Annotated in this window: 21 protein-coding genes; 9 read left to right on the top strand and 12 right to left on the bottom strand. The window is 66.8% G+C overall.

Going from position 1 to position 22625, the window contains the following annotated elements:
• Positions 1–50: 50 nt before the first annotated feature.
• From C5O27_RS09720 to C5O27_RS09765, 10 genes are all read right to left on the bottom strand, one after another.
• On the bottom strand, positions 51–1076 hold the full coding sequence (locus C5O27_RS09720; RefSeq protein ID WP_127962603.1) for an NAD(P)-dependent alcohol dehydrogenase: 1026 nt from the start codon (positions 1074–1076) through the stop codon (positions 51–53).
• 3 nt (positions 1077–1079) lie between these two features.
• Positions 1080–1880, bottom strand: coding sequence for an iron-sulfur cluster assembly protein (locus tag C5O27_RS09725; RefSeq protein WP_127962604.1), 801 nt, complete (start codon positions 1878–1880; stop codon positions 1080–1082).
• Positions 1877–2923, bottom strand: a complete 1047-nt coding sequence (locus tag C5O27_RS09730; RefSeq protein ID WP_042377352.1) for an amidohydrolase family protein — start codon at positions 2921–2923, stop codon at positions 1877–1879. Before C5O27_RS09730 ends, C5O27_RS09725 begins: the two co-directional genes overlap by 4 nt.
• 155 nt (positions 2924–3078) lie before the next feature.
• Entirely contained in the window at positions 3079–3426 is a 348-nt protein-coding gene (gene mimD, locus C5O27_RS09735) for a propane 2-monooxygenase effector subunit MimD (RefSeq protein WP_006360127.1), read from the bottom strand.
• The gene (locus C5O27_RS09740; protein ID WP_006360126.1) at positions 3423–4553 is read right to left on the bottom strand and encodes an aromatic/alkene monooxygenase hydroxylase subunit beta; all 1131 of its coding nucleotides are present in this window, start codon (positions 4551–4553) and stop codon (positions 3423–3425) included. The genes mimD and C5O27_RS09740 overlap by 4 nt, the downstream gene beginning before the upstream one ends.
• Before the next feature lie 28 nt (positions 4554–4581).
• On the bottom strand, positions 4582–5622 hold the full coding sequence (locus C5O27_RS09745) for a 2Fe-2S iron-sulfur cluster-binding protein (RefSeq protein ID WP_006360125.1): 1041 nt from the start codon (positions 5620–5622) through the stop codon (positions 4582–4584).
• A 135-nt stretch (positions 5623–5757) separates the two neighbouring features.
• Complete coding sequence (locus tag C5O27_RS09750; protein WP_006360124.1) at positions 5758–7395, bottom strand: aromatic/alkene/methane monooxygenase hydroxylase/oxygenase subunit alpha; 1638 nt, start codon at positions 7393–7395, stop codon at positions 5758–5760.
• Positions 7396–7584: 189 nt separating this feature from the next.
• Positions 7585–8724 carry a LuxR C-terminal-related transcriptional regulator gene (locus C5O27_RS09755; protein ID WP_127962605.1) on the bottom strand — a complete coding sequence of 380 codons (1140 nt, stop codon included), beginning with the start codon at positions 8722–8724 and terminating at the stop codon, positions 7585–7587.
• A 32-nt stretch (positions 8725–8756) separates the two neighbouring features.
• Positions 8757–10139 (bottom strand): FAD-binding oxidoreductase, encoded by a 1383-nt coding sequence (locus tag C5O27_RS09760; protein ID WP_127962606.1) that lies wholly within the window; start codon positions 10137–10139, stop codon positions 8757–8759.
• Between the two features lie 422 nt (positions 10140–10561).
• Positions 10562–11755, bottom strand: a complete 1194-nt coding sequence (locus tag C5O27_RS09765; protein WP_127962607.1) for an aminotransferase class I/II-fold pyridoxal phosphate-dependent enzyme — start codon at positions 11753–11755, stop codon at positions 10562–10564.
• A gap of 60 nt (positions 11756–11815) precedes the next feature.
• On the opposite strand from C5O27_RS09765, the gene C5O27_RS09770 reads away from it, so the two are divergent.
• Both C5O27_RS09770 and C5O27_RS09775 read left to right on the top strand, forming a co-directional pair.
• The gene (locus C5O27_RS09770; protein ID WP_006360120.1) at positions 11816–12289 is read left to right on the top strand and encodes an NUDIX hydrolase; all 474 of its coding nucleotides are present in this window, start codon (positions 11816–11818) and stop codon (positions 12287–12289) included.
• Positions 12290–12376: 87 nt separating this feature from the next.
• Positions 12377–12571, top strand: a complete 195-nt coding sequence (locus C5O27_RS09775; RefSeq protein ID WP_006360119.1) for a hypothetical protein — start codon at positions 12377–12379, stop codon at positions 12569–12571.
• An 18-nt stretch (positions 12572–12589) separates the two neighbouring features.
• Here the strand turns inward: C5O27_RS09775 and C5O27_RS09780 are convergent, their stop codons facing one another.
• A complete protein-coding gene (locus C5O27_RS09780) occupies positions 12590–13228 on the bottom strand; it encodes a hypothetical protein (protein WP_006360118.1) in 639 nt (212 codons plus the stop codon).
• 353 nt (positions 13229–13581) lie between these two features.
• Between C5O27_RS09780 and C5O27_RS09785 the strand changes: the two genes are divergently transcribed.
• The 7 genes from C5O27_RS09785 (at position 13582) to malQ (ending at position 21328) form a co-directional block, all read left to right on the top strand.
• On the top strand, positions 13582–14955 hold the full coding sequence (locus C5O27_RS09785; protein WP_127962608.1) for an oxygenase MpaB family protein: 1374 nt from the start codon (positions 13582–13584) through the stop codon (positions 14953–14955).
• A 97-nt stretch (positions 14956–15052) separates the two neighbouring features.
• On the top strand, positions 15053–15919 hold the full coding sequence (locus C5O27_RS09790; RefSeq protein ID WP_006360116.1) for a ParA family protein: 867 nt from the start codon (positions 15053–15055) through the stop codon (positions 15917–15919).
• A gap of 119 nt (positions 15920–16038) precedes the next feature.
• Entirely contained in the window at positions 16039–16488 is a 450-nt protein-coding gene (locus C5O27_RS09795) for a lipoprotein LpqH (RefSeq protein WP_006360115.1), read from the top strand.
• A gap of 206 nt (positions 16489–16694) precedes the next feature.
• Positions 16695–16970, top strand: a complete 276-nt coding sequence (locus tag C5O27_RS09800; protein WP_035755099.1) for a GlsB/YeaQ/YmgE family stress response membrane protein — start codon at positions 16695–16697, stop codon at positions 16968–16970.
• A 127-nt stretch (positions 16971–17097) separates the two neighbouring features.
• Positions 17098–17751: an NAD(P)H-binding protein gene (locus C5O27_RS09805; protein WP_006360113.1), complete on the top strand. Its 654-nt coding sequence runs from the start codon at positions 17098–17100 to the stop codon at positions 17749–17751.
• Positions 17752–17755: 4 nt separating this feature from the next.
• Entirely contained in the window at positions 17756–19174 is a 1419-nt protein-coding gene (locus C5O27_RS09810; RefSeq protein WP_006360112.1) for an FAD-binding oxidoreductase, read from the top strand.
• 12 nt (positions 19175–19186) lie between these two features.
• Positions 19187–21328 (top strand): 4-alpha-glucanotransferase, encoded by a 2142-nt coding sequence (malQ, locus tag C5O27_RS09815; protein ID WP_425269603.1) that lies wholly within the window; start codon positions 19187–19189, stop codon positions 21326–21328.
• A 46-nt stretch (positions 21329–21374) separates the two neighbouring features.
• Here the strand turns inward: malQ and C5O27_RS09820 are convergent, their stop codons facing one another.
• Positions 21375–22616 (bottom strand): MFS transporter, encoded by a 1242-nt coding sequence (locus C5O27_RS09820; RefSeq protein WP_035755101.1) that lies wholly within the window; start codon positions 22614–22616, stop codon positions 21375–21377.
• Positions 22617–22625: the final 9 nt, after the last annotated feature.

The raw sequence follows: 22625 nt of genomic DNA on the forward strand, positions 1-22625 counted from the left end.
CGCCGTTCGCTCCCTGAGGTGCGAGGAGCGAAGCGACGAGCCTCGAAGGGTCAGGGGACGAGGATCGCTCGACCGCGTACGCGGCCGGCGTCGAGATCGTCGAGTGCCTGCTGGAAATCGGCGAGGGCGTAGGTGCTGGTGTGCAGCTTGACCTTTCCCCGGGCGGCGAGGTCCATCAGCTCACCGAGGTCGATGTAGGAACCGACCAGGTTGCCGATGAAGTTGATCTCGGTGGAGATCACGTCGATGGTGGGGACGTCGATGTTCTCGCCGTAGCCGACCACGAAGAAGCTGCCGGCGCGGCGCAGCATCGCGGTCCCTTCGGCGGTCGCCCCGCCCTCGCCGACGAAGTCGAGCACGGCCTCGGCGCCGTGTCCGCCCGTCAGGTCGAGGACCTGTTGCACATGTGTTCCGTCGGCGACGATGCCGATCTCGGCACCCACCTGTTTGGCGAGTTCCACCGCGTCAGGGTTCCGGTCGACGACGACGATCCGTAGGGCCGAGATCGCGGCAAGGACCTGGATTCCGATGTGTCCCAGTCCTCCTGCGCCGATGACCACGCAGGTGTCGCCGGGTCGCGTCATCCGTGCGACCTTGGCGGCCGCGTGATACGCGGTCAGGCCGGCGTCGGCGAGTGCCGCCACGTCGGCGGGCTCGAGGGAGTCGTCGATCTTCACGACGCTGCGCGCCGTGGTCTTGAGGAACTCCGCGTAGCCGCCGTCGGTGTCGATGCCGGGGAACTGGCTGTTCTCGCAGTGGACGTCGTCGCCGAACCGGCAGGCCCGGCAGAGTCCGCAGGTGATCAGCGGATGCAGGATCACCTTGTCCCCGACGGCGACGTTGGTGACCGCGTCGCCGATGGCCTCCACCCAGCCTGCGTTCTCGTGACCGATCGTGTAGGGAAGTGCGACACCGCTCTTCGCCTCCCACTGGCCCTCGAGGATGTGCAGGTCGGTGCGGCAGACACCGGCGCCGCCGATCCGGACGATGACGTCGTGCGGCCCGGTGATCTCGGGGGCCGGGACCTCGTTGAGTTGCAGTTTGTCGTGGTAGCCGACGACCTGGACTGCGCGCATGGCTTACTCCTGTTCGCTTCGGGGGTGTGCGCGAGGGGTTTCGCGGAGGTTGGTGATGACCGGGCCGCTGGCCCCGTCGCATTGGTCGTCGTCGGCGTAGCGGGTGGCGAGCAGACCGCGGCAGAAGTGGCTGTTGCCCTCCATCGAGATGCGCACGGACCGTGCGAATCTCAGTCGCATCGGGATCTGGTCGGCCGGCAGCGCATGCCCATCCTCGTCGACGACGACGAGGCTGTTGGGGCAGATGCTGAGACCCAGCTCCATCCGGCGTCGCAGGAGCGCCGCCTTGTGGTGCCCGCGTGGCAGATCGCGCAGCGCCAGCCGATCGACCTCGGCGACAGTGACGCGCCCGGCGGCGATCTCGGCGGCCACACAGCGTTCCATCGCGGCGGTGTGGGCCTTGCGCTGGAAGGTCAGACGCAGCTCGTCGAGACTGTCGAGGGCTTCGACGCCGAAGGTGCCCTTGTACCCGGCGCGGGCGTCGAGTCCGGCGTTGATCTTGTCGCTGTCGTGGTGATCGTCGAGCAGCACCCGGACCTGCCCGACGCCGTTGACGTCCTCGAGCGCGTCGAGTGCATCCGACCCCATCAGGTAGGCGAAGTTGGGCGAGCAGAACGACGTCGGGAGACGCAGGTGCACGGTCACGCCCACCTCGTCGATCAGGATCGACCGCACGAATCTCAGTTCGGTGATCGGTTGGTCGAGTTCGGGATCGAGGACGGTGTCGAGCGCGGCGAGGACGTCGCGCTCGAGGTCCGTCGCGGCATCGGCGACATAACCGGGGGGAGGTGCGATCGTGGTCATGCCGTCACCACGTCCTTCGCGCCGGCGGCCACCTCGACTTCCGGATCGGCGGCGCTGGTCGGGAGCTTGAGTTCCTCCGGCACCTCGATGTGCGGGTAGAGCGCTGCCGCGTTGAGGCCGAGGATCTTCTTCTTCTGTTCGACGGTGATCGGGGCGTATTCGGTCATGTCCTCCGGGATCTGGAAGTCGACGAACCGCTCCACGAGCCACTGCGGCGTCCACAGCGCGTAGTCGCTGGCGAACAGGATCTTGTCCTCACCGATCCAGTAGAGGAGTTCGCCGATGATCTGCGCGAAGTACCGGGGCCGGGTGTGGATGAACGGGATCGCCACGGCGAGACCGCCGAACACGTTGGACTCCTGGGTGGCGATCCAGCAGAAGTCCTCGAGCCGCGGCAGGCCGACGTGCTCGATGATGAAGTTCAGATCCGTGTAGTCGGTGGCCACCTTGTCGACGTCGGCCACGTCGAAGGCATCCCGGTCGAGGGGCCGGATGGTGGGTCCCTTGTGGATGTGGATGTTCTTGATGCCGAGTTTGATGCACTCCTCGAGGTAGCGGCGTGACCAGGCGTCGTCGAGCTTGTAACCCCGTGAGTCGCCGATCCATTCGGCGGTGTACAGCTTCACGCCCTTGAGGTTCATGTTGTCGGCGTCCTTGCGGAGCTGCTCGAGGCCGGCCTCGCCGTGGCGGGGATCGTAGGCGTGGTTGTAGGTGAGCAGCTTCGGGTTGTCCTCGCACAGCTTCAGCGAGTCGTCGACCTGGGCGAAACCGTTGACGTAGAAGTCCTTCAGGATCGTCGCCTGGAAGATGGCGTGATCGGCCGGGCCCTCCTCGAACAGGTCGCGCATCAGCCGGTCGGGACCGTAGTAGGTGTAGGTGTCGTAGTCCCAGACCTCTTCCTCGGGGCTGAGATTGCGGTGGTAATCGTAGAAGCAATCGATGAACTGCTTGCCGTGGATGTTGCGCTGATTGGATTCACGGGCGTCCCAGAGGTGGACGTGTGCGTCGACGATGAAGTACTTGTCGCCATTCTTCTCGTACATCGATGACTCCTTGATCGTTCTCGGTGGAAGCGGGCTGCATCCGATGGGGTTGGCGGGGATCGAGAGTTGTTGCCGGCGGGGACTTCTGGGGTGCGTCGTGGCCGCCGGGGGTCCTCGCCGGCGGCCACGACGCAGATCGGGGGTGGGGCCTGCGCTCAGCTGGACGCGGTGAGATCGAACCCGATGAACTCGGCGGCGTCCTCGGGGCTCGCGAACAGGAAGGTCCGGTCGTCGAGGTGCACCATTCGCCCGTAGTGGGTGGAGCTGATCTCCTCGAAGATCGATCCGTCGAACTCCTGACCCAGGGCGTCGGTGAGCTCGTCGTAGTCGAACTCGAGCCGGTTGACGCCGTCGACGCGGATCATCGACGGGTACTCGGTGAGTTCGACACCCTCCTTGGCGCCCATGACGTCGGCGACGACGCGGCCGATGGGCGTGTTCATCAGGGTGACGCCGCACATGTTGGAGAACTCGGTCTGTGCGCCGAATTGCATGCTGCTCATTGGTTCAGCTCCTCGGGGATGTCGACTTCGATGGCTTTGAGGACGTCACGGAACTTCTCGGTCGCGGCCTCGAGGCTCGTGGCGAAGGTGACCGACTTGTCCGCCGGCTGCGACCAGATCGGTTGCAGCCCACGCGCAGCGTCGAGGCAGCGCGGCACCCATTCCGACAGCCACTCGCCGAACAGTGCCCGGTTCTGCGCGCCGTACTCTTCGTCGCGGGAGAGCATCAGGAACAGGGCCCGAGTGTAGTTCAGGTCGCGGTCGTAGTCGTACTCACCGGTGCCGACGATGGTCGGGGTGATGTAGTCGCCGTTGCGCGCCGCGACCTGCATGATCAGCTCGGTCCGGAACAGCGACCCGACGAGCTGCTCGAAGACGATGTTGGTGCAGAACAACAGCTTCGCCCAGTCGCCGATCGCGGTCAGCCGCTCGACGGCTTCGCGGGTCGGTTGCCATTCCGGCGCCGACTGCCAGACCTCCTTGTGTGCCGACCCGTCGAAGGCCTCTTCGGCCTCGGCGAGATCGAGGTTGAACAGCGCGAGGTCCTGGGCGAAACGCAGCTTGTGCGCCGCACTGACCGCGACGGCGTTGTTGATCATGTTGGTCGGCGCCGACCGCTGGATCGAGGTGAACACGTGCAGGCCCATGCCGCTCTCGGCGTGCATCCAGGCACCGAGGTTGCGCTCGATGAACTTGAGCCACGAAGGATTCCAGCCGTCGTACACGCGGGCCCGCTTGGCATTCTGCAGACACAGATCGACCTGGTGGACCACCGCCGAGTTGTTGCGGAAGATGGTCTGTTCCCACTCCTCGTTGGGATCGAGGAAGGCGTGCCAGTTGCTCGACTTCGCGGCCGTCCACTCCTGCGGATAACCGCCTGGACCGTTGCCGAAGCCGTAGATCCAGCCCTGGGTCAGGTGACGTTCCGGGTCGGGCTGTACGTCGACGGTGACATCCTCATAGACCGTTGCCCGCTTCTTGGCCGGCTGATAGTAGCTGTACCTGCGGCTCTTGCTGCTCGGGAATTCCTTGGCGCCGGCTTCGGCGTCGGTGAATTCGATGGTCGGGAAACTACGTTCGCGCTGCGGAGATCCAGGTGAGGATTTCGGTGCGGTGGGTGCGGACATACCTTTCGTTCCTGTCGTTAAGCGACTTCTAGTCGAAAGCCGGGCTGGTGAACTTGTCGTAGAAGGTCTGGTCCCGGGGGACCGAATGCTGGTCGGCGAGAGCGAGAGCCGCATCGACCATGGGTGGGGGGCCGCAGAAATACACCTCCGTTCGGGCGAGATCGGATTCGCGAGATTCGACGATGTCGGTGACATTGCCCTGCGCGACCTCGACCCCGTCGGGTGCGCCGTCGGCGGACTCCGACAGGCAGGCGAGGAACCGGAAGTCGGCGATCTTCTCGCCGAGCGCGGCGATCTCGTCGAGATAGAACAGATCCGCCGGGGTCCGGGCACCGTAGTAGAAACGCACCGGCCGGTTCAGGCCGGTCTCGCTGATGTGACGCAGCAGTGAGAGCAACGGAGCCATGCCGGCTCCGCCACCGATACAGATGATCGGCAGCACATGGCCGTTGCGCAGCGTGCACGACCCGTACGGACCGTTGATCATGATCTCGTCGCCGGGAGCCAGTCCCTTCTCGAGGAGGCCGGCGAAGAGACCGCCCGGATACTTCTTGATCAGGAACTCCAGCTTGTCCGGGGTGGCCTGGGTGGTTGCGATCGAGAAGGAGCGCTTCTCGTCGGTGCCTGGGACCGAGAGGTCTACGTACTGACCGGGTTTGAACTCGAAGGTCTCGGGTTCGACCACGTCGAGGCGCAGCGACACGATGTCCTTGGTCACCGGTTCGATGGCGGCGACCCGGGTGCGGACGTCCTGGATCGGTGCGCCCCCGAGCAACTCGTCCTCGTCGAAGTTGAGCAGTTCGATTTCGCAGTCGCTGTAGGCGTAGGACCGGCAGAGCAGCACATAACCCTCCGCCTCCTCCGCCTCGTTGCAGGCGAAGGTGGAGTAGTCGTCCATCTGGACGTCGCCGTCGAGCATGTACGACTTACACGCCGAGCACCGGCCTTCGCGGCACCCGTGCATCAGGTGGATACCCTGCCGGAACGCGGCGTCGAGGATGGACTCGTCCTCGGTGACCTCCATCTCGATGTCGACGGGGGCGAAGTTGATGCGATGTGTGTCGGCCACTGGAACTCCTGTCTGAAAGGGGGAGATGCTGCGCTCCTCAGGGAGCTGGGGGAGGCGACGGCTTGCGGTCGTCACCGCTCCCTGAGGAGCGAGCGTGCGAGCGACCCTGCGGAGGGGACGCTCACCTGCGTGCCGTCAGGCCGGCACGGCCCCATTGGGATTCGCGCGATACGCCGCGATGTGCGCATCCCGCTCCGCGTCGGACATCTCGTTCAGCAACACGTTGGGACTGTTGAAGACGTTGCCGCGGACGTCGTCGAGCGTCCACATCTTCTTGGGGTCCAGGTCGAGGTGAGGCTGCGGGATGAGGGTCTTGCCGTCGTCGCGGACGTAGCCCAGGTTCTCGATGATGTCGGCGAGATCCTTGCCGTGATGCAGGGTTTCCCATTCGCGGAACCCGGTGAGCCGTCCCATGTTCGGGGTGTCCCGGCCGTCGTAGTGATCGCGGAAGGCGACCGCGTCGGTCCAGTGGCAGGTCTCCGAGCAGTAGGTGCGCCACTGGTCGTCGACCTTGTCGACCACCATGTCCTCACGGATCAGGCACGGCACCATGCAGGTCCAGCAGCGGTGCGGGTACTCGTAGCCGACGTCCTCGAAGGCGATCGGCTTGTTGCGGCCCGGGTAGGCGAGGCGGTTGTAGTTCTCCCACCACTTGCCGAACTTGTTGTACCAGCCGGGGTACTTCTCCTCGAACCATTCGAAGTCCTTGTCGGTCATGGCGTCGATGCGCCAGTAGTTGACCGGCCAGCCGGTGGCGAAGAAGCGTGCCACCTCGTGGACATAGTGCTTGTTGGTGATCCGGTTCCAGGCCTCCTCGACCAGATCGTGTGGGATGGTGAGCCCGTACTTCTCCAGCGGCAGAAGGTAACTGCGGTAGTAGTCGTCGTAGATCCACCGACGCCACATCTCCGCGTAGCTCTCCCGGTCCTTGCGGCGGTCCTTGGTGCCGTACTCGATGAAGGTGCCGATCGCCGCGTCGACGACGCAGTGGTTGTTCCACCAGGCGTACCGCAGATCACGTTCCAGCAGAGGACGATTGCGTTCGTCGGCAAGGGCCATCAGCAGGATGGAGTAGCCGTTGGAGATGTGCCGCGACTCGTCGGACTGCACCGAGTGGAAGACGGTGGGGAGCAGGTAGTCGCCGTTGGCGGCCGCTTCGTCGGGCATTGCGACGAACAGGGTGTTGGTGAAGGCGGTCTCGGCGACGACGGTGAGGTAGATGTTGGCCGCGGTGATGGCGTCACCCGTGATGAAGCCCTCGCCGAACTGGCGGCCGATGGTGCCGGCGTAGTTGTTGGCGAAGGCCTTCTCGGTGATGTCGAAGCCGGCCGGGTCGATGTAGTTGTTCATGTACAGCTTCTTGAGGTTCATCTGGATCGTCGAATGACGGACCTCGTCGATCATCTGCACAGCCAGCCCGTTGTGGATCTCGGGGTTGGGTACCGCGTCGATGGCCATCGGCATCGCGCGGGCCGCCGAGATCTCGGGGAAGGGGATGATCGACAGGAACAGCTTCTGCCATTCCAGCCACCGTTCCTGGACCTGGCGGAACATGTTGCCGCGGATGGCGCCGTCCATGGCGCCGTACACACGGTTGTCCTTCTCCTCCTCCATCGGGAAGTACGACCGCATGATCTGCTTCAGCGGGTCTTTCTTGGGGGCCTTCTCGAAGGTGTAGTCGGTTCCGAATCGAGTGGCCGGGGTTGCGAAGGTCGGCTCCCAGGACAACTCGGTGATCTTCGCATGTGCTTTGGTCAAGCTCTGCCTGCTCAAAGTGCGCCTCCTCTTAGAGGGAGCCGACGGGTGTGCCGGCCCGTATGGACTGGAGCGACTTCGATACAACCGTGTGATGCAGGTAACAAACGTCTCACTGTGAGACGACCGACCGAGTCGGGTGGTCTGCGGACGGAAAAGGGAGGGTCCGCGATGCGGACCCTCCGGGAATGTGCAGGTAAGTTGTGGTTACTCGGCCGACGCGTAGGAGCCGGACGGCGTCAGCGGATCGTTGAGACGCTGTGCGTACTGGTCGAAATAGACGCGGGCGATCAATTCGCGACGGCTCCGGACCCCGGCCTTGTCGAAGATCGACTTCAGGTGATCCTGCACCGTGTACGCCGACACGTGCAGGGTGGCGGCGATGTCCTTGGTGGCGACGTTCTGCAACACCATCTGGGTCACGTCACGCTCACGCGCGGTGAGCCCGAAGGCTTCGACGACCAGGGGGATGATCTCCGGCGGGCGCGCCTCCTCGATCGTGACGACGACCTCGCCCGGACGGCCGTCGGCCGAGGACAGCGGGGATGCGTTGATGACGAGCCACATTCCCGACCGGCCGCGGACCCGCAGACGCGGCGGTACCTGCGTCTCGCCTGCGCCGTAGCGTCGTGCGGCACCGATCAGGCCGTAGATGGGGTTGGCCGCCGCTGCACTGTTCGGTCCGGCGGCGAGGTCGTCGATGCGCTCCTGGCTGCCGGCGCTCATCTGCACGATCTCGTTGTTGCGATCGATGATCAGCACGGCGGGTCCGCTGGTGATCGAGGGGCGCTGTTCGGCGACGACCGTGCTGAGCAATCCGATCCGAACCCCGTGGGCGAGCGTCTGGGACAGCGAGCCGAGGAAGTCGATCTCGTCCTCGGTGAACGGTCGGCAGCCCGCTCCGCTGCGGAACAGCGCGATCCCGGCCCACACCCGGTCCCCGTCGCGGAGCACGACGCGCGCCTCGTCGTGGAAGCAGTACTCCGGGATCATGAGTTGCGTCATGCGTTCGGACTGCTGGGTCCGGCCCCGGGTCAGGAGGTTGAGGCCGACGGCATCGCGCTTCTGCGCCACCAGTTCTCGGTAACTGGAGGGCTCGACCTGCCCGTACTCGAGGAGACCCCATTGAGGGTCCTTGCGGTCCTGACCGAGCAGGTCCCCGTACTTGCGGGCGGAGGTCAGCATCACGGTGTTGGGGTCGAAGGTGCCGATGCAGGCGGCATCGACGGGGACCGCACGGCGCAACGAATCCACGGTTTCCGCGAAGAAGTCGTCGAGGCCGAGGCCGGCGTGCGCCACGACTTCGATGTCGCGGCGCACGCGCTCGGCGGTCAGGCTCGATGTCATTCCGCAATCATGTTCCTGAGCTGCACCGATGTCTATCCCACAAAGCTGGGATCATCCACCCGGAGGACCCCGGTCGGATCATGACGGCGGCGGATCGTCTCCAGGCGTACCCGCTGCTCGGGTGTCCAGAGCTGCTCGCGTTCGGCGGCACCGAGTCCGCAGAAGTTCAGCAGCGCACCCGCCGACCACGGTGAGACGGCCTGGGTGACCGCGGTCAGATGCGATCCGACCTGGTCGCCGAGGGGGCCGGCGGGCACACCGATCGCGATGACGTTGAAGGCGCCGTGGCGTCCGGCGACCGCGTTGGGAACGCGCTGCGGCCGCGTCAGTGCACCGCCCATCAGACGGACCTCGACGATGGCCAGGGGGCTCGCGACGTGCGGTCCGGCGACCTCGAGGAGGGCGTCGACGGCCGCAGCGGGGAACTCGCGCAGGATGCTGCCGCGCTCGGCGGACGGCATCGGGCCGGGCGGGTCCATGTGAACGGCGTCGAGAGCGGCGGTCGGCAGCACGTCGATGTTCTCGAGAAGAATGGGGCCCGCCGAGCGCATCGGGGCGAGAAGCGCTGCCGCGGCGGCCGGGTCGCCGGTGTGGGTGTAGCGGACGTGCACCGCGAGCCGGCCCTGCAGCGGGGCAGGCAGGCCGGGATCCGGCGGGAGGCGCAGGATCGCGACCGAGGTACCGGCCTCCTCCGGGAGGGTCGGCGCCCACTCACGCCAGGCGTGGAGCACGTCGGCCGCCGCCGGGCCGGCGAAGAAGATGCCGCCGCCGTAGACGGTGGGGAGTTCGAAGAGATCGAACTCGATGGCGGTGACGACACCGAAGCCGTCGCGTCCACCGAGGATCGCCCAGTACAGGTCCGAACCGGCCGAGGGGTCGACCGTTCGGATGATCCCGTCCGCGGTCACCAGTTCGATCGATCGGACATGGTCTGCAGCCCAACCGAATCGGCGTCCGAGCGGGCTGAGGCCGCCGCCGAGGTGGTAGCCGACCACGCCGACCGACGACGACGAGCCGGCGAGGCCGGTCAGTCCGTGGGGCGCGGTCGCCGCGGCGAGGTCACGCCAGCGGACGCCGGCACCGACGCGGGCGGTCCTGGCAACCGGGTCGACGACGATGTCGGTCATCCGTGAGGTGGTGATGACAACGGTGCCGCGCCCCTCGATCGGGGCCCCGTGTCCGGTGGCCCGGGCGCCGACCCGAAGTCCGTTGGCCCGCGCGTATCGCACTGCGGCGGCGACGTCTTCGGCGCCGGTCGCGCCGACGACGACCTGGGCGGCAGGGATGGTCACCAGGTTGAAGCCGGTTAGTTCGGCGGTGTAACCGTCGTCGGTCGGCGTCAGGACGGGGCCCGCGACGGTGGTGACGAGCGCGTCGAGGTCGGTGAAATCGATCGGTTCGGAGGTGATGGACACAGTCTTGTTCCTTCGCGGGTCGGTGATCGGAGCGGATGGTGGCGCAGGGTCGGGTGCGGTGATCCGTACCGCGGGTCCCGATGTCTTCATGACACTCAGAGTCGCTGAGCACCTTTTGTTCCCGCCATCCCTCGAACACCGGAGATGTTGCGGCGGAACCTCTGGAACCGGTGGGCCCCCAGGTATCTGGGGGTCGGCGTCGTCGGGTTCAGCCGGCCGGCCGGCGTGATGCCGGAACTGACCGACGACGCCGAATTCACCCGGGATTCGCGGCCGTCCGCTCGCGCAGGACCGTGCCCGCCTTCTCCGCGATCCGCTTCGGGTCCACGGTGTCGAGATCGCCGGTACTCATGGCGACGTCGCCCGGGCTCGAAGAGCGTTGCAGGCCATGCACTTTCCGCGGGGTCGACGTCAGCCGCGGATCATGCGGGGTTTCCGGCCCGCACGAAGGCCCCGAGCCGATCGACCGCGAGAGCGAGATCCTCGGTCGACGCCGCATAGGACAGCCGGACGAAGCGATCGGCCCCGGCGAATCCGAAATCCTTTCCCGGCGTGAGGGCGACGTGCGCCTCGCGTAGGGCACGGTCGCAGAACTCCGCCGAACTCAGCCCGGTCGAACTCACGTCGAGGTAGACGTAGAACGCCCCGTCGGGGACGACCGGTACGTCGAGCCCGATCCGCGCGAGTCCGTCGATGACGAGATCCCGGCGGCGTGCGAACTCGCGCCGGTTGTCCTCGGCGACGGCCAGGGACTCCGGGGTGAAGCAGGCCAGCGCGGCGTACTGGGACGGGGTGGGCGGGCAGACGTAGAAGTTCTGTGCGAGCCGTTCGATGACCCCGACCAGCTCGTCGGGCACGATGCACCAGCCCAGACGCCAGCCGGTCATGCCGAAATGCTTGGAGAAGCTGTTGATCACGACCGTCTCGGCCGTACCCGGGGTGTCGGTGGCGAGAATGCTGCGCGGTGCCCGCCCGTCCGGATCGGGGTCGGACAGACCGAGGTAGATCTCGTCGACGATGGACCAGCCGCCGCGGGCGGCGACGAGATCGGTCATCGTGACCAGCTCGTCGTAGGGCATCGAGGTGCCGGTGGGGTTCGACGGGGTGGCGACGATGACACCGCGGGTGGTGTCGGTCCAGGCCCGTTCGACGTCATCGGTGGTCAACTGGAACCGCGCCTGCGCGGTGGTCTCGATCAGGTCGACCCGCGCACCGAAGGCGTGGGCGAACTGGCGGTTGCACGGGTAGGAGGGATCCCCGATGATCACCCCGTCGCCGGGATCGATGAGCGCGGCGCACGACATGAGCAGAGCGGCCGAGGCCCCGGATGTGACGGCGACCCGTCGAGGGTCGACATCCGCACCGAAGTGGTGCCCGTAGAAGCCCGCGATCGCGGCCCGCAGCTCCGGGAGTCCGAGTGCACCGGTGTACGCCAGCGGCCGGCCGTCGCTGACCTCCCGGGCCGCCGTGAGAACCGCGGGCGGCGGTCCGAAATCGGGTTCGCCGATGTTGAGCTTGACCACGTGGTGGCCCTGCGCTTCCAGCTCGGCCGCATTCCGCGCGAACTCCATCGCATAGAACGGGGCGATCTCTTCGGCCCGTCGGGAGATCTTCATGAGTCACATTGTGCGCGCCGCCGCGACGCGCCCCGATGCATGGGCGTGCAGGATGTGAGGATGCCCATCCCTGACTTCATCCGCGACCTGCGTGCCCATGTCGGTCATCGCGAACTCTGGCTGTCGGGTGTCAGCGTGGTCGTCCGTGACGCCGACGGCCGCCTGCTGCTCACCCGGCGCGTCGACAACGGACAGTGGGCGGTCGTGTCCGGGGTGCTCGAACCCGGGGAGGAGCCCGCCCGCGCGGCGCTGCGCGAGGTCGCCGAGGAGACCGCCGTGACCGCTGAGATCATCCGTCTGACCAGCATCGACGTCACTCCGCTGATCACCTACCCCAACGGCGACCAGACGCGCTACCTCGACGTCTGTTTCCTCGCGAGGTACGTCGACGGCGAACCGCATGCGGCCGACGACGAGAACTCCGACGTCGCCTGGTTCGCGCCCGACGAACTGCCCGACAACCTGACCGACACCTCGCGACTGCGGATCTCCAAGGCCCTGAACGGCAATCCCGAGGCCTGGTTCCAGCGCTAGGGACGGACCTCAGGGATGTCCCTGAACTTCGCCCCATATACCGTCTGACCTGTGGCTTTTCGCGTGTTACGGGCGGAGACTCGGGGCATGAGCACATCAACGAATTCAGGAACCACGTTCTGGAAGGTCCTCGGGATCATCGCGGTCGTCCTCATCGCGCTGGCGGTGATCGGACCGCTCCTCGAGGGTCTCTTCTGGATCGCACTCATCGGGCTGGCCCTCTACGGCGGGTACATGCTGTTCCGCTCGAAGACCAAGGACGATCACCCGACTCCGCTGTGACGCAGCGTCGGTGAGCGATCAGAACCTCGGCAGCGGGTAGCAGGCCCACGGGGCGCAGATCTGCTCGGGGATCTCGATGTTCGGGAAACCCGGGACGGTCGGCCTGGCAGGTGCCTCCGACTCGGGTGCCGGCGCCGTCGGCCCGGCACCCGGAACGCTGACGCGGATCGGCGCCGCCGCCGTCGGGGTCATGTTGGTCAGCGGCGGGTTGGTTCCCCAGAACTGTTCCCGGGCGGAGCCCGGCGGCAGGGTGATGGTGGCGCAACCCCAGTAGATGTCGTAGGTCCCGTCGGGGATCGTCGTGGACCCCGTGAGCGTCGGCGGGGTGCCCGCAGTGACCCTCATCGGCACGTTCTTCGACGCACCTGGCGAGATCAGGGCGCCGAGTTCTTCCGGGGTCTGGTAACCGAAAACCACGCCCGACGCGGCGGGGGAGGTATTGGCCTTGACGCCGAAGATCTCGCAGCCGATCCGCTTGTTCGCATTGTTGGAGACCTTGAGGGTGATCGTGTTGCCGGCCAACGACGGCGAGACGGTGACATCGGCCGGGGCTGCCGACGCGGACGGTGCCAGTGCGGTGGCGAGCGCCACGGCGGCGGCGAATCCCATTCCAGCGGACAGCTTTCGGAGACGAGTGGTCCGGGGGCGAGTGGTCATGACGGTCCTTCCCTCGCGGAAGTCGTGCGGCCGCGGCCGGTGATCTGCGGGTACTTCCTGAAACGAAGGGAATGCGGATCGGTGCGTGTTTCCGGATTCCATGAAATGTGCCGATGGTGTCCGCACGGTCTCGGCGAGAATGTTCGGCGACGTCATTCTTACAGATATCGACAGTGTCGGCAGAACGGGGTCGATGCGAATCCGCGATTCTGCGCGCGTGTCGACGCGGGTCCCGAGGAGTCGGGCGGCCGGCTCGAGTTGACGATTCGCCCTGTGAAGTCCGCCGCCCACGAGGTAAGTTGGCTAACCAAGGTAACTAAGTTGACTGACCTCGGACCGTACGGAGCGCCACCTTGACCGTCCTCGATGATCACCTCGATGCCCTCGCCCCGCCCCCTGCGCCGGACGCCCCGGTGGATCCTGTGCTGGGACGCCCGCTCCGGCCGGCCCCGGCGCTGCGGCCGAAGTTCAATCCGGACTGGACGCCGGCTCGTCATCGACTCCTCGACGGCTGGGTCGACGTACAGGACCGACTACCCGAGACCGAGGGCATCGTCGCCCGCGCGAAGGACCACCTCTGGGTCGGCGACCCGGAGATGGATGAGGTGGTTCAGATGTTCCGCAGGCTGCCCCCGCGAACCGGCCGGCAGATGTTCGAAGACGCCCTCGACAACGGTCTGGACACCATCGACAGTCCACCTGAGGAGCTCGTCGCGCTCTTCGATCACATCGACAATCCGCCGGCCTGGATCACCAAGGATCGTGTCGATCGTGGCGCGATCGTCGCGAACGGGGTGAGCCCGGCAGGCAAGGCGTCGCTGATCTTCCTCAACACCCTGGCCACCGTGCAGGGCGGTTCGGTGGGTGATGCGGTCGGAACCATGGGGCGCATGCAGCGCAACATGATCAACCGGTCGCTGGAGTCCGCCGAATTCTGGTTGCACCTGCCGGCTCCCGGCGCGCTGGATCGCTTCGGCACGGCGTTCAAGAACGCGGTCCGCGTGCGCCTCATGCACGCCCAGGCGCGGGTCATGCTGCGCAAGAAGTGGGGCGAGGGGTGGGTCGCCCAGCATGGCGTGCCGATCTCCAACGCCGAGATGTTCGGCGGGATACCGTCGTTCGGCGTCGCCAACCTCATGTACGACATCAACTACGGTCGCCACTACGACTACCGGGACCTCGAGGATCTCAACATCTTCTGGTCGTACATCGGACACATCATGGGCATCCGTGAGGCGATGATCCCACGCACGTTCGGCGAAGCGGTTGAACTGCTGGACTACGGCTATGCGGTGATGGAGCCGCCGTCGGAGTTCTCCGAGGCGCTCAACGACGTCTCCGAGATGATGCTGAACACTCTCATGGACAAGGTGCAGATTCCGCTGATCGACCCACAGGAGAAGTCGGCGATCCATCAGACGCTGCACGGCCTGTACTTCTTCATCGGCGGGACGTTCCTCGGGCGCCGCATCACGGGTACGCCCGAGCCGACCCGGATCGGACGGATCGCACCGAAACTCATCACCGCGCAGGCGAAGCTCGCGAATCTGGACCGGCGCATCCCCGGCTACTGGAAGCGGGCCGACAAGCGTCGCGCCAACGGCGACACCTACTGGGCCGTCATGCACGACGCCTTCACCAAGCTGGCCGCCGAGCAGGACGGCGGGCGCGGTCCGACCTTCGCCCACCACGACAAGCCGGTCGAGGCCCTCGGCAAGGCCGGCTGAGAGGATCGTGCAAGACCGGTCGAGAGTCGCTGCGGCGCGAGTGCCACCCGGTTAGTCTGATTCGCGACGCAGGCCCACCGACCAGACCGGGGATCCCATGCCGACGGTGATCGCGACCATCAGCCTCAAGGGCGGGGTCGGGAAGACCACGCTCACGGCCGGCCTCGCCGATTTCCTCGCCGGCGTCTTCGGCAAGAAGGTGCTCCTCGTCGATCTCGACGCCCAGACCAACCTCACGACGATGACGATCGGGGAGGACGGCTGGGAGGCCTGTAATGCCCGCGGGCACACCGTCGCGACCCTGTTCGCCGACGTTCTCGACGGCACCCGGCGGTTCGACCTGGAGAGCACCGTCCAACGGGACGTCTCGTCGATCGATGGGCTCGCGGGAATCGATCTCCTCCCGTCCTCGCTCGATCTGATCGACCTGCAGGAGGAGATGAGCGCGCGCCGAGTCGCCGCCGACGACCATCTCGCTGCCGTCGAGGTGCTGCGAGGCGCGTTGGCCCCGATCATGTCTCGCTACGACTACGTCCTCATCGACTGTCCGCCGAACGTCGGTCCGTTCAGCCTCAACGGATTGTTCATGGCCAGTGGATATCTCATCCCGACAATCCCGGACGTGTTGTCCACGTACGCGATTCCGCACATCCAGCGACAGGTCGCGGACTTCGGTGCCGAGATCGGCCGCACCATCGTCGAACTGGGTGTCGTCATCACCAAGTACCGGGCGTCGTCGTCGCTGCACCGCGACACCGTCCACCGGCTCCGGCGTGATCCGACGATCCAGAACATCCTGCCCGCATATCTCCCCGAGGCCAACGCGATCGGCGCGGCCGCGGACCACACGCGGTGGCCGGGTCTGCACGCGAAATACGGCTATCACGGGCACTACGAACAGTTCCGCGATCTGACGCGTGCGGTGATGATCGAGGCCGACGCGAAACTGCAGTCGATCGCCTGAGACCCACTGCGGTGCCGAAGGTCCCGAGATTCAGACATTTCTGTGCCAATGCGCAGCTCACGGGCTAGATTCTTCTCAGTCCGCCAGTCGGCGGCGTTCACGACTGCCCAGGAGTTCTCATGATGAACAAGGTGCACATCGCTTCAATCCTCGGCGCGGCGGCACTGGCCGTCGCCGCAACCGCATGCGGCTCGGACGACTCGGGTTCCGGGAGTACCGACGCGGAGGCCAAGGTGACCGTCGACGGCCAGGAGGTGGAACTGGCGGACAAGACCGTCGGCTGCACCGATGCCGCCGGAAAGGTGACGATCGGAATCGGTTCCGGGTCGGGCACCTCGGGCGTCGGCGTCGTGCTGTCGTCGGGGGATTCGCCGGAGGTCGAGTCGGTCGGGCTCGGTTCCGTGGACGGCGTGACGCTCGGTTATCAGAAGGGTGTGGGTGAGGGCAGCGCCGAGGTCGACAAGGACGGCTCCACCTACAAGATCACCGGCGAGGCGTCGGGGGTCGATCTCGCCAACCCGACCGAGAAGGTGACCAAGTCCTACGAGATCGAGGTGACCTGCCCCTGAATCCGACGACGCTGCAGGTCGAACGGCCTTACCGGCGGAGAAGGTCTCGGCGTGACCGTCGTACCGGTCTCGATGTGCACACAGATCCACGCGCGCAGGTTTGGTCCTGAGGTTCCTGGGTACTTTGAGTCCTGTAGCAAATCGCACGATCTGGACGATTCGGACGATTTACGCACGCAGGAGCAACAACTACCTAGGAGGCAGACATGCTGGGAATTGGCATCATTGCGTGGATCATCATCGGTGGTCTGGCCGGCTGGATCGCCAGCAAGATCATGAAGACCGATGCGCAGCAGGGGATCATCCTCAACATCATCGTCGGTGTCGTAGGCGGTCTCCTCGGCGGCTTCTTGCTGCAGCTCTTCGGCGTCGACGTCGAGGGCGCCGGATGGATCTTCAGCTTCATCACCTGCTTGATCGGCGCTTGCGTCTTGCTGTTCCTGGTCAAGCTCGTGACCGGGCGCGGCCGGACCCGCGTCTGATCGCAGCACCCACCGCGAACCCCGCCCCGGTTTCCGACGCACCTCGCGTTCGGGCCGGGGCGGTGTCGTTCGTGGATGGGTACGTTGGAGAAGAACGAGTGACGTCGACCGCGAAAGTGAGCAACCAGTGACCCGAGTGGCCATCATCGGCGGACACGGCAAGATCGCGCTGCGCCTGGCGAAGATCCTGACCGACCGAGGCGATCAGGTGACCTCGATCATCCGAAACCCAGAACACGCGCAGGACGTCGCGGAGACCGGCGCGGTACCCGTCGTCGCCGATGTGGAGACCCTCGACACGACCGGGATCGCCACGGCGATCTCCGAACACGACGCCGTGGTCTGGTCGGCGGGCGCAGGTGGGGGTGAGCCGGCACGGACCTACGCCGTCGACCGGGACGCCGCGATCCGCTCGATGGACGCCGCGGCGAAGGTCGGAATCCACCGGTACGTCATGGTCTCCTACTTCGGTGCCGGTCCCGATCACGGCGTGCCCGAGGACAATTCGTTCCACGCGTATGCCGAGGCCAAAGCGGCCGCCGACACCTATCTGAAGTCGGGCGACCTCGACTGGACGATCCTCGGACCGAGCAAACTCACCGACGAGCCGGGGACGGGCAAGATCGCCATCGGCGGCACGCGCGGCGGTGGCGACGAGGTCAGTCGCGACAACGTGGCCGCGGTCGCCGCAGCGGTTCTCGCACGACCCGAGACGGTGCACAAGGTCATCGAGTTCAACGACGGGCCCACGCCGGTCGTCGACGCGGTCGCACAGGTCTGACGCCGTGTCCGCGCATGCGGACGCCCTGCTGACACAGTTGCGCGCGGTGGTCGGCGCGGGCAACGTGCTCACCGATCCCGAGTCCATCGAGGGTTTCCTCGTCGACTGGACCGGCCGGTACCGGGGTGAGGCGGATGCGGTGGTGCGGCCGCGTACCACCGAGGAGGTCTCCCGGGTCGTCGGCGAGTGCGCCTCCATCGGCGCCCGAATCTGCGTGCAGGGCGGGAACACCGGACTCGTGGGTGGCTCGGTGCCGCCACCACGCAACGACACCGGACGGCCGGTGATCGTGTTGTCGACGGCCCGTATGACCGACATCGACGAGGTAGACGCGGTCGGCCGCTGCGTGGGTGCCCAGGCCGGTGCCACCGTCGACGCCATCGACGGCAAGGCCGCCGAGGCCGGCTTGGCCTTCCCCGTCGACCTGGCCTCCCGCGAGTCGGCCACCGCGGGCGGGGTGGTCTCGACGAATGCCGGCGGCATCCGCATGATCCGCCGTGGCAACACCCGCTCCCAGGTCCTCGGGATCGAGGCGGTCCTCGCCGACGGCCGCGTCCTGCGCCGGTGGACCTCGCTGGTGAAAGACAATGTGGGATACGACCTCCCGGCGCTCCTCGCCGGTAGCGAGGGCACCCTTGCGGTCATCACTCGCGTGCTGTTCAAACTCGTCGTGCCGCCGTCGACGGCGACCGTCGCAGTGGCCGCGGTCGAACACGTCGAGGATGCGATCGGACTGATCGCCGCCGCGTCGTCGCGCGGCCTCACCGTCGAGGCCGCCGAACTCATGACCGAGGCCGGCATCGAACTGGTGCACGAACACGGACACCGTCGGCCGACGGCGACACCCGGGCCCTTCTATGTCCTCCTCGAGGTGTCCGGGGTCGGCGACATCGAGACGACGATGGCCGAATTGCTCGGCGACACCGGCGGACTCGTCGACGCCGTCCTCGAACCGGCGCCCGCTCGAGCACTCTGGGGCGCACGCGAGAGCCACACCGAGACGATTGCCCGGTCGAGTACGACGCCGGTCGTCAAACTCGACATCTCCGTACCCATCCGCGCATTGCCGGAGACCTTCGCCGAACTGGCCGAGGTCGGTGCGGCAAGCGACTTCCCCTGTCGCCCGATCCTTTTCGGCCACGTGGGTGACGGAAACATCCACGTGAACCTGCTCGACGTCCCAGAAGAACACGCCGAAACCGTCACCGGCCGGGTCTTCGGAGTAGTCGCGGCCAACGGCGGGTCCATCAGCGCCGAACACGGCATCGGCCGCGCCAAGACTGCCTGGACGCACCTCGGCCGGTCCGACGTCGACCTCGACACCATGCGAGCGGTCAAGGCGGCCTTCGACCCACAGGGGTTGCTGAATCCGGGTGTCATCCTCGGTACCGGCGCACGCAGCGCGGACCCGCCCGAATCCTGAGACGATGGCGAGGTGGCTGACGTGATCCCGGAGAGATTGACCGAACTGGCGCATCGTCACGGTGTGGCCACCAGCTATGTGGGCTGGGACCAAGAGACCCACGAGGTGAGTACGGAGACGCTGGTCGCCGTCCTCACCGCCCTCGACGTCCCTGCGGACTCACCCGAGGCGATCGAGGAGTCGATCCGCGCGGTCGACGAGCGGCCGTGGCGCGAGTTCGTCCCGGCGGTCACGGTGGTCACCGAGGGCGGCGGCGACACGTTCTGGATCCACGTCCCGCACGGAAACCTGGTGAAGGTGTGGATCGCCACCGAGGACGGCCGCGACGTCGCGCCGGAACAACTCGACGTGTGGGTGGACCCGCGCGAGATCGACGGCGCGCTCGTCGGGCGGGCGACCTTCGCGATCCCCGACGACCTCGAACCCGGATACCACCGGATCAAGGCCCTCGACCTCGACGACTCGACGGCGTCGAGTGCACCGCTGATCGTCACCCCGCGCCGGCTGCACACCGCAGACCGGCTGCTCGGGCGGCAGCGGTGGGGCCTGGCCGTACAGCTCTACTCGATCCGTTCGGCGGACTCGTGGGGCGTCGGCGACTTCGCCGATCTGGCGGGCATCTGCGAGGTCGCGGGTAGCGCGTACGGCGCCGATTTCGTGCAGGTCAACCCGTTGCACGCGGCGCAACCGGACCCCCCGGTCGAGGCCTCGCCGTACCTGCCGGTCACACGCCGCTTCCTCAACCCGATCTACATCCGGGTCACCGACATCCCTGAACTCGACGGATTGCCGAAGGCCCAGCGCAAGTGGTTGAACAAGCTCGCCCGCGGGTTCTTGGGCGAGAACACCGCCACCGACAAGATCCGGCGCAACAAGTCCTACCGGGCCAAGCTGGAAGCACTCGAACTGATCTACGACGTGCCGCTGAGCCCCCGGCGCAAAACCGCCCTGCGCGAGTTCCGGCAGCGGGAGGGCAAAGGCCTCAAACGATTCGCCACGTGGTGCGCACTGGCCGAGCGCTACGACGCCGACGATCCCCGCTGGCAGGACAAGTTCCTCGATCCGGCACACCTGAAGAAGAAGCGCCGGAAACTGGCGCGGCGCATCGACTTCCACATCTGGCTGCAGTGGATCTGCGACGAGCAGCTCGCCACCGCGGCACATGCCGCGAAGTCCGCGGGAATGTCCATCGGCGTGATGGCCGACCTCGCGGTGGGGGTCGGCCGGCACAGCGCCGACGCCTGGGCACTCGGCCATGTGCTCGCCTCCGGGGCGACCGTGGGCGCACCGCCGGACGGCTTCAACCAGCAGGGGCAGGGCTGGGATCAGCCGCCCTGGCATCCCCGCCGTCTGGCCGAGGCCGGTTACGAGCCCTACCGCGACATGATCCGCACCGTGCTGCGTCACGCCGGCGGCGTCCGCGTCGACCACATCCTGGGACTGTTCCGGCTGTGGTGGATCCCCGACGGCATGGGACCGGCCGGCGGCACCTACGTGCACTACGACAGCGAGGCACTGATCGGCATCCTGGCCCTCGAGGCCCAGCGCGCCGATGCGGTGGTCGTCGGCGAGGACCTCGGAGTCTTCGAGCCGACGGTGCAGGACACCTTGCGCGGGCGCGGAATCCTGGGCACGTCGATCCTGTGGTTCGAGCAGGACCGCAAGGCGGCAATCGCGCCGGAACGCTACCGCGAACTGTGCCTGACGTCGGTGACGACCCACGACCTCCCGCCGACGACGGGTTACCTGGCCGGTGACCACATCGCACTGCGGGCACGGCTGGGGCTGCTCGAGACCGGGGAGGAGGCCGAACGGGACCGCAACGAACGCGAACGCGACGCCGTCCTCGAACTCGCCTACGAGCGCGGCCTGCTGTCGCGGGACACCCCGCTGTCGGACCCGAAGGTCGTCGACGCCCTCTACGCCGTCATCGCGCACACACCGTCGGTGCTGCTGAGCGTCGCACTCGTGGACGCGGTGGGGGAGCGGCGGATTCAGAACCAGCCCGGTACGAGTGCGGAGCAGTACCCGAACTGGTGCATCCCGCTCGCCAACGCCGACGGTGAGGTGGTGCTGGTGGAGGACCTCGTCAGCAGCGTGCGCTTCCGTCAGCTGGTGAACACACTCAACGAGTACGGGGTCCCGGGCGCCTGACGGTATATCGATGGTCAGTCGCCGAGGCGCCTGACGGCGATGATGGTCAGTCGCCGAGGCGCCTGACGGCGATGATGGTGAGTATCAACGCCACCAGCGCGAGAACCGCGACGCCGATGTTGAAGGCGATGCCGGCCGGCCTCAGTCCCCACTGCTGTGCGGCCACACCCTGCCCGACGATGGGCAGTGAGATCGCGACGTAGGCGACCACGAAATAGGTTGAGGTGACCTCGGCGCGTCGATCGGCCGGGCTGGCCGCGACCACCGACGCCAGCCCCTTGCTGAACGACATGCCCTGCCCCACACCGCACACCACCGCGCCACCCAGCAGAGCGGCGGTCGACGTGGCGACCAGGCCGACGATCGACAGGCAGGTGCCGCCGATCAGGATCGCGCAACCGGCGATCAGCGCGGACTCGGTGGGCATGCGCCGCACCACGATCTGCGTGACCGCCGAGGAAGCGAACAGCACGAAGACGAGGAAACCGGTGAACGCGCGGTCGTCGATGCCCAGTATCTGAGTGACGAACGAGGGCATGACGCCGGTGAACGTCCCCATGACCGCGAAGCCGGCGAACGCGGCGATCGACGCGCGGACGAACACGCCGCGTACGTCGGCCGGTACGGAGAGCCGCTGAACACCAAGACGGGCACCGGGTTTGACGTCGACCGTCTCCTGCAGTCGCCAGATGCCGGCGAAGGCGAGAGCCAAGAGGGCGAGGTCGAGGAAGAACGGGGTGTGCAGGGGATTGGGCGCATACTCGGCGATCAGGCCGGCGATGAGCGGTCCCATCCCGAGTCCGCCGATGTTGGCCGCGGTCGCGACGGCGGGCCCCCGGCCCCGCCACGACGGCGGTGCCAGTTCGATGACCGCGGTCGTCGCGGCGCCGGCGTAGATCCCCGCCGACAACCCGGACAGCACCCTGCCCACCAGCAGCTGCCAGACCGGTCCGGCGGTGAGGAAGACCACGGCGCTGGCCACTGACAGCAGGGCGCCGGCGATGAGCAGCTTGCGCCGCCCGATCACATCGGACCAGCGGCCGAAACCGATCAATGCGGCGATGACACCGACCGCGTACACCCCGAAGACGACCGTCGTCGTGGCGACACCGAAGCCGAGCTTCTCCCCGTAGAGCGAATAGAGCGGTGTCGGCAGCGTCGTCCCGAGCATGACGACGGCGAAGGCGTAGACCGCCGCCACGAAGGAGGGGGTGGTCGAACGAGGCGCGGCCGATGCCGATGCACCTCGGCCGGAACGGGATGACGGGGTGCCGGATCGATCAGTCATGAGACTGCC

The organism is Gordonia alkanivorans (assembly GCF_004011905.1).
GTDB classification, from domain to species: domain Bacteria; phylum Actinomycetota; class Actinomycetes; order Mycobacteriales; family Mycobacteriaceae; genus Gordonia; species Gordonia alkanivorans.

Bases quoted from the DNA above. Each gene is read 5' to 3' on its own strand.
- C5O27_RS09720 (WP_127962603.1), bottom strand. From the start codon at position 1,076: ATGCGCGCAGTCCAGGTCGTCGGCTACCACGACAAACTGCAACTCAAC.
- C5O27_RS09765 (WP_127962607.1), bottom strand. From the start codon at position 11,755: ATGAAGATCTCCCGACGGGCCGAAGAGATCGCCCCGTTCTATGCGATG.
- mimD (WP_006360127.1), bottom strand. From the start codon at position 3,426: ATGAGCAGCATGCAATTCGGCGCACAGACCGAGTTCTCCAACATGTGC.
- C5O27_RS09775 (WP_006360119.1), top strand. From the start codon at position 12,377: ATGAGCACATCAACGAATTCAGGAACCACGTTCTGGAAGGTCCTCGGG.
- C5O27_RS09740 (WP_006360126.1), bottom strand. From the start codon at position 4,553: ATGTCCGCACCCACCGCACCGAAATCCTCACCTGGATCTCCGCAGCGC.
- C5O27_RS09795 (WP_006360115.1), top strand. From the start codon at position 16,039: ATGATGAACAAGGTGCACATCGCTTCAATCCTCGGCGCGGCGGCACTG.
- C5O27_RS09730 (WP_042377352.1), bottom strand. From the start codon at position 2,923: ATGTACGAGAAGAATGGCGACAAGTACTTCATCGTCGACGCACACGTC.
- C5O27_RS09725 (WP_127962604.1), bottom strand. From the start codon at position 1,880: ATGACCACGATCGCACCTCCCCCCGGTTATGTCGCCGATGCCGCGACG.
- C5O27_RS09800 (WP_035755099.1), top strand. From the start codon at position 16,695: ATGCTGGGAATTGGCATCATTGCGTGGATCATCATCGGTGGTCTGGCC.
- C5O27_RS09780 (WP_006360118.1), bottom strand. From the start codon at position 13,228: ATGACCACTCGCCCCCGGACCACTCGTCTCCGAAAGCTGTCCGCTGGA.
- C5O27_RS09770 (WP_006360120.1), top strand. From the start codon at position 11,816: ATGCCCATCCCTGACTTCATCCGCGACCTGCGTGCCCATGTCGGTCAT.
- C5O27_RS09755 (WP_127962605.1), bottom strand. From the start codon at position 8,724: ATGACATCGAGCCTGACCGCCGAGCGCGTGCGCCGCGACATCGAAGTC.
- C5O27_RS09790 (WP_006360116.1), top strand. From the start codon at position 15,053: ATGCCGACGGTGATCGCGACCATCAGCCTCAAGGGCGGGGTCGGGAAG.
- C5O27_RS09820 (WP_035755101.1), bottom strand. From the start codon at position 22,616: ATGACTGATCGATCCGGCACCCCGTCATCCCGTTCCGGCCGAGGTGCA.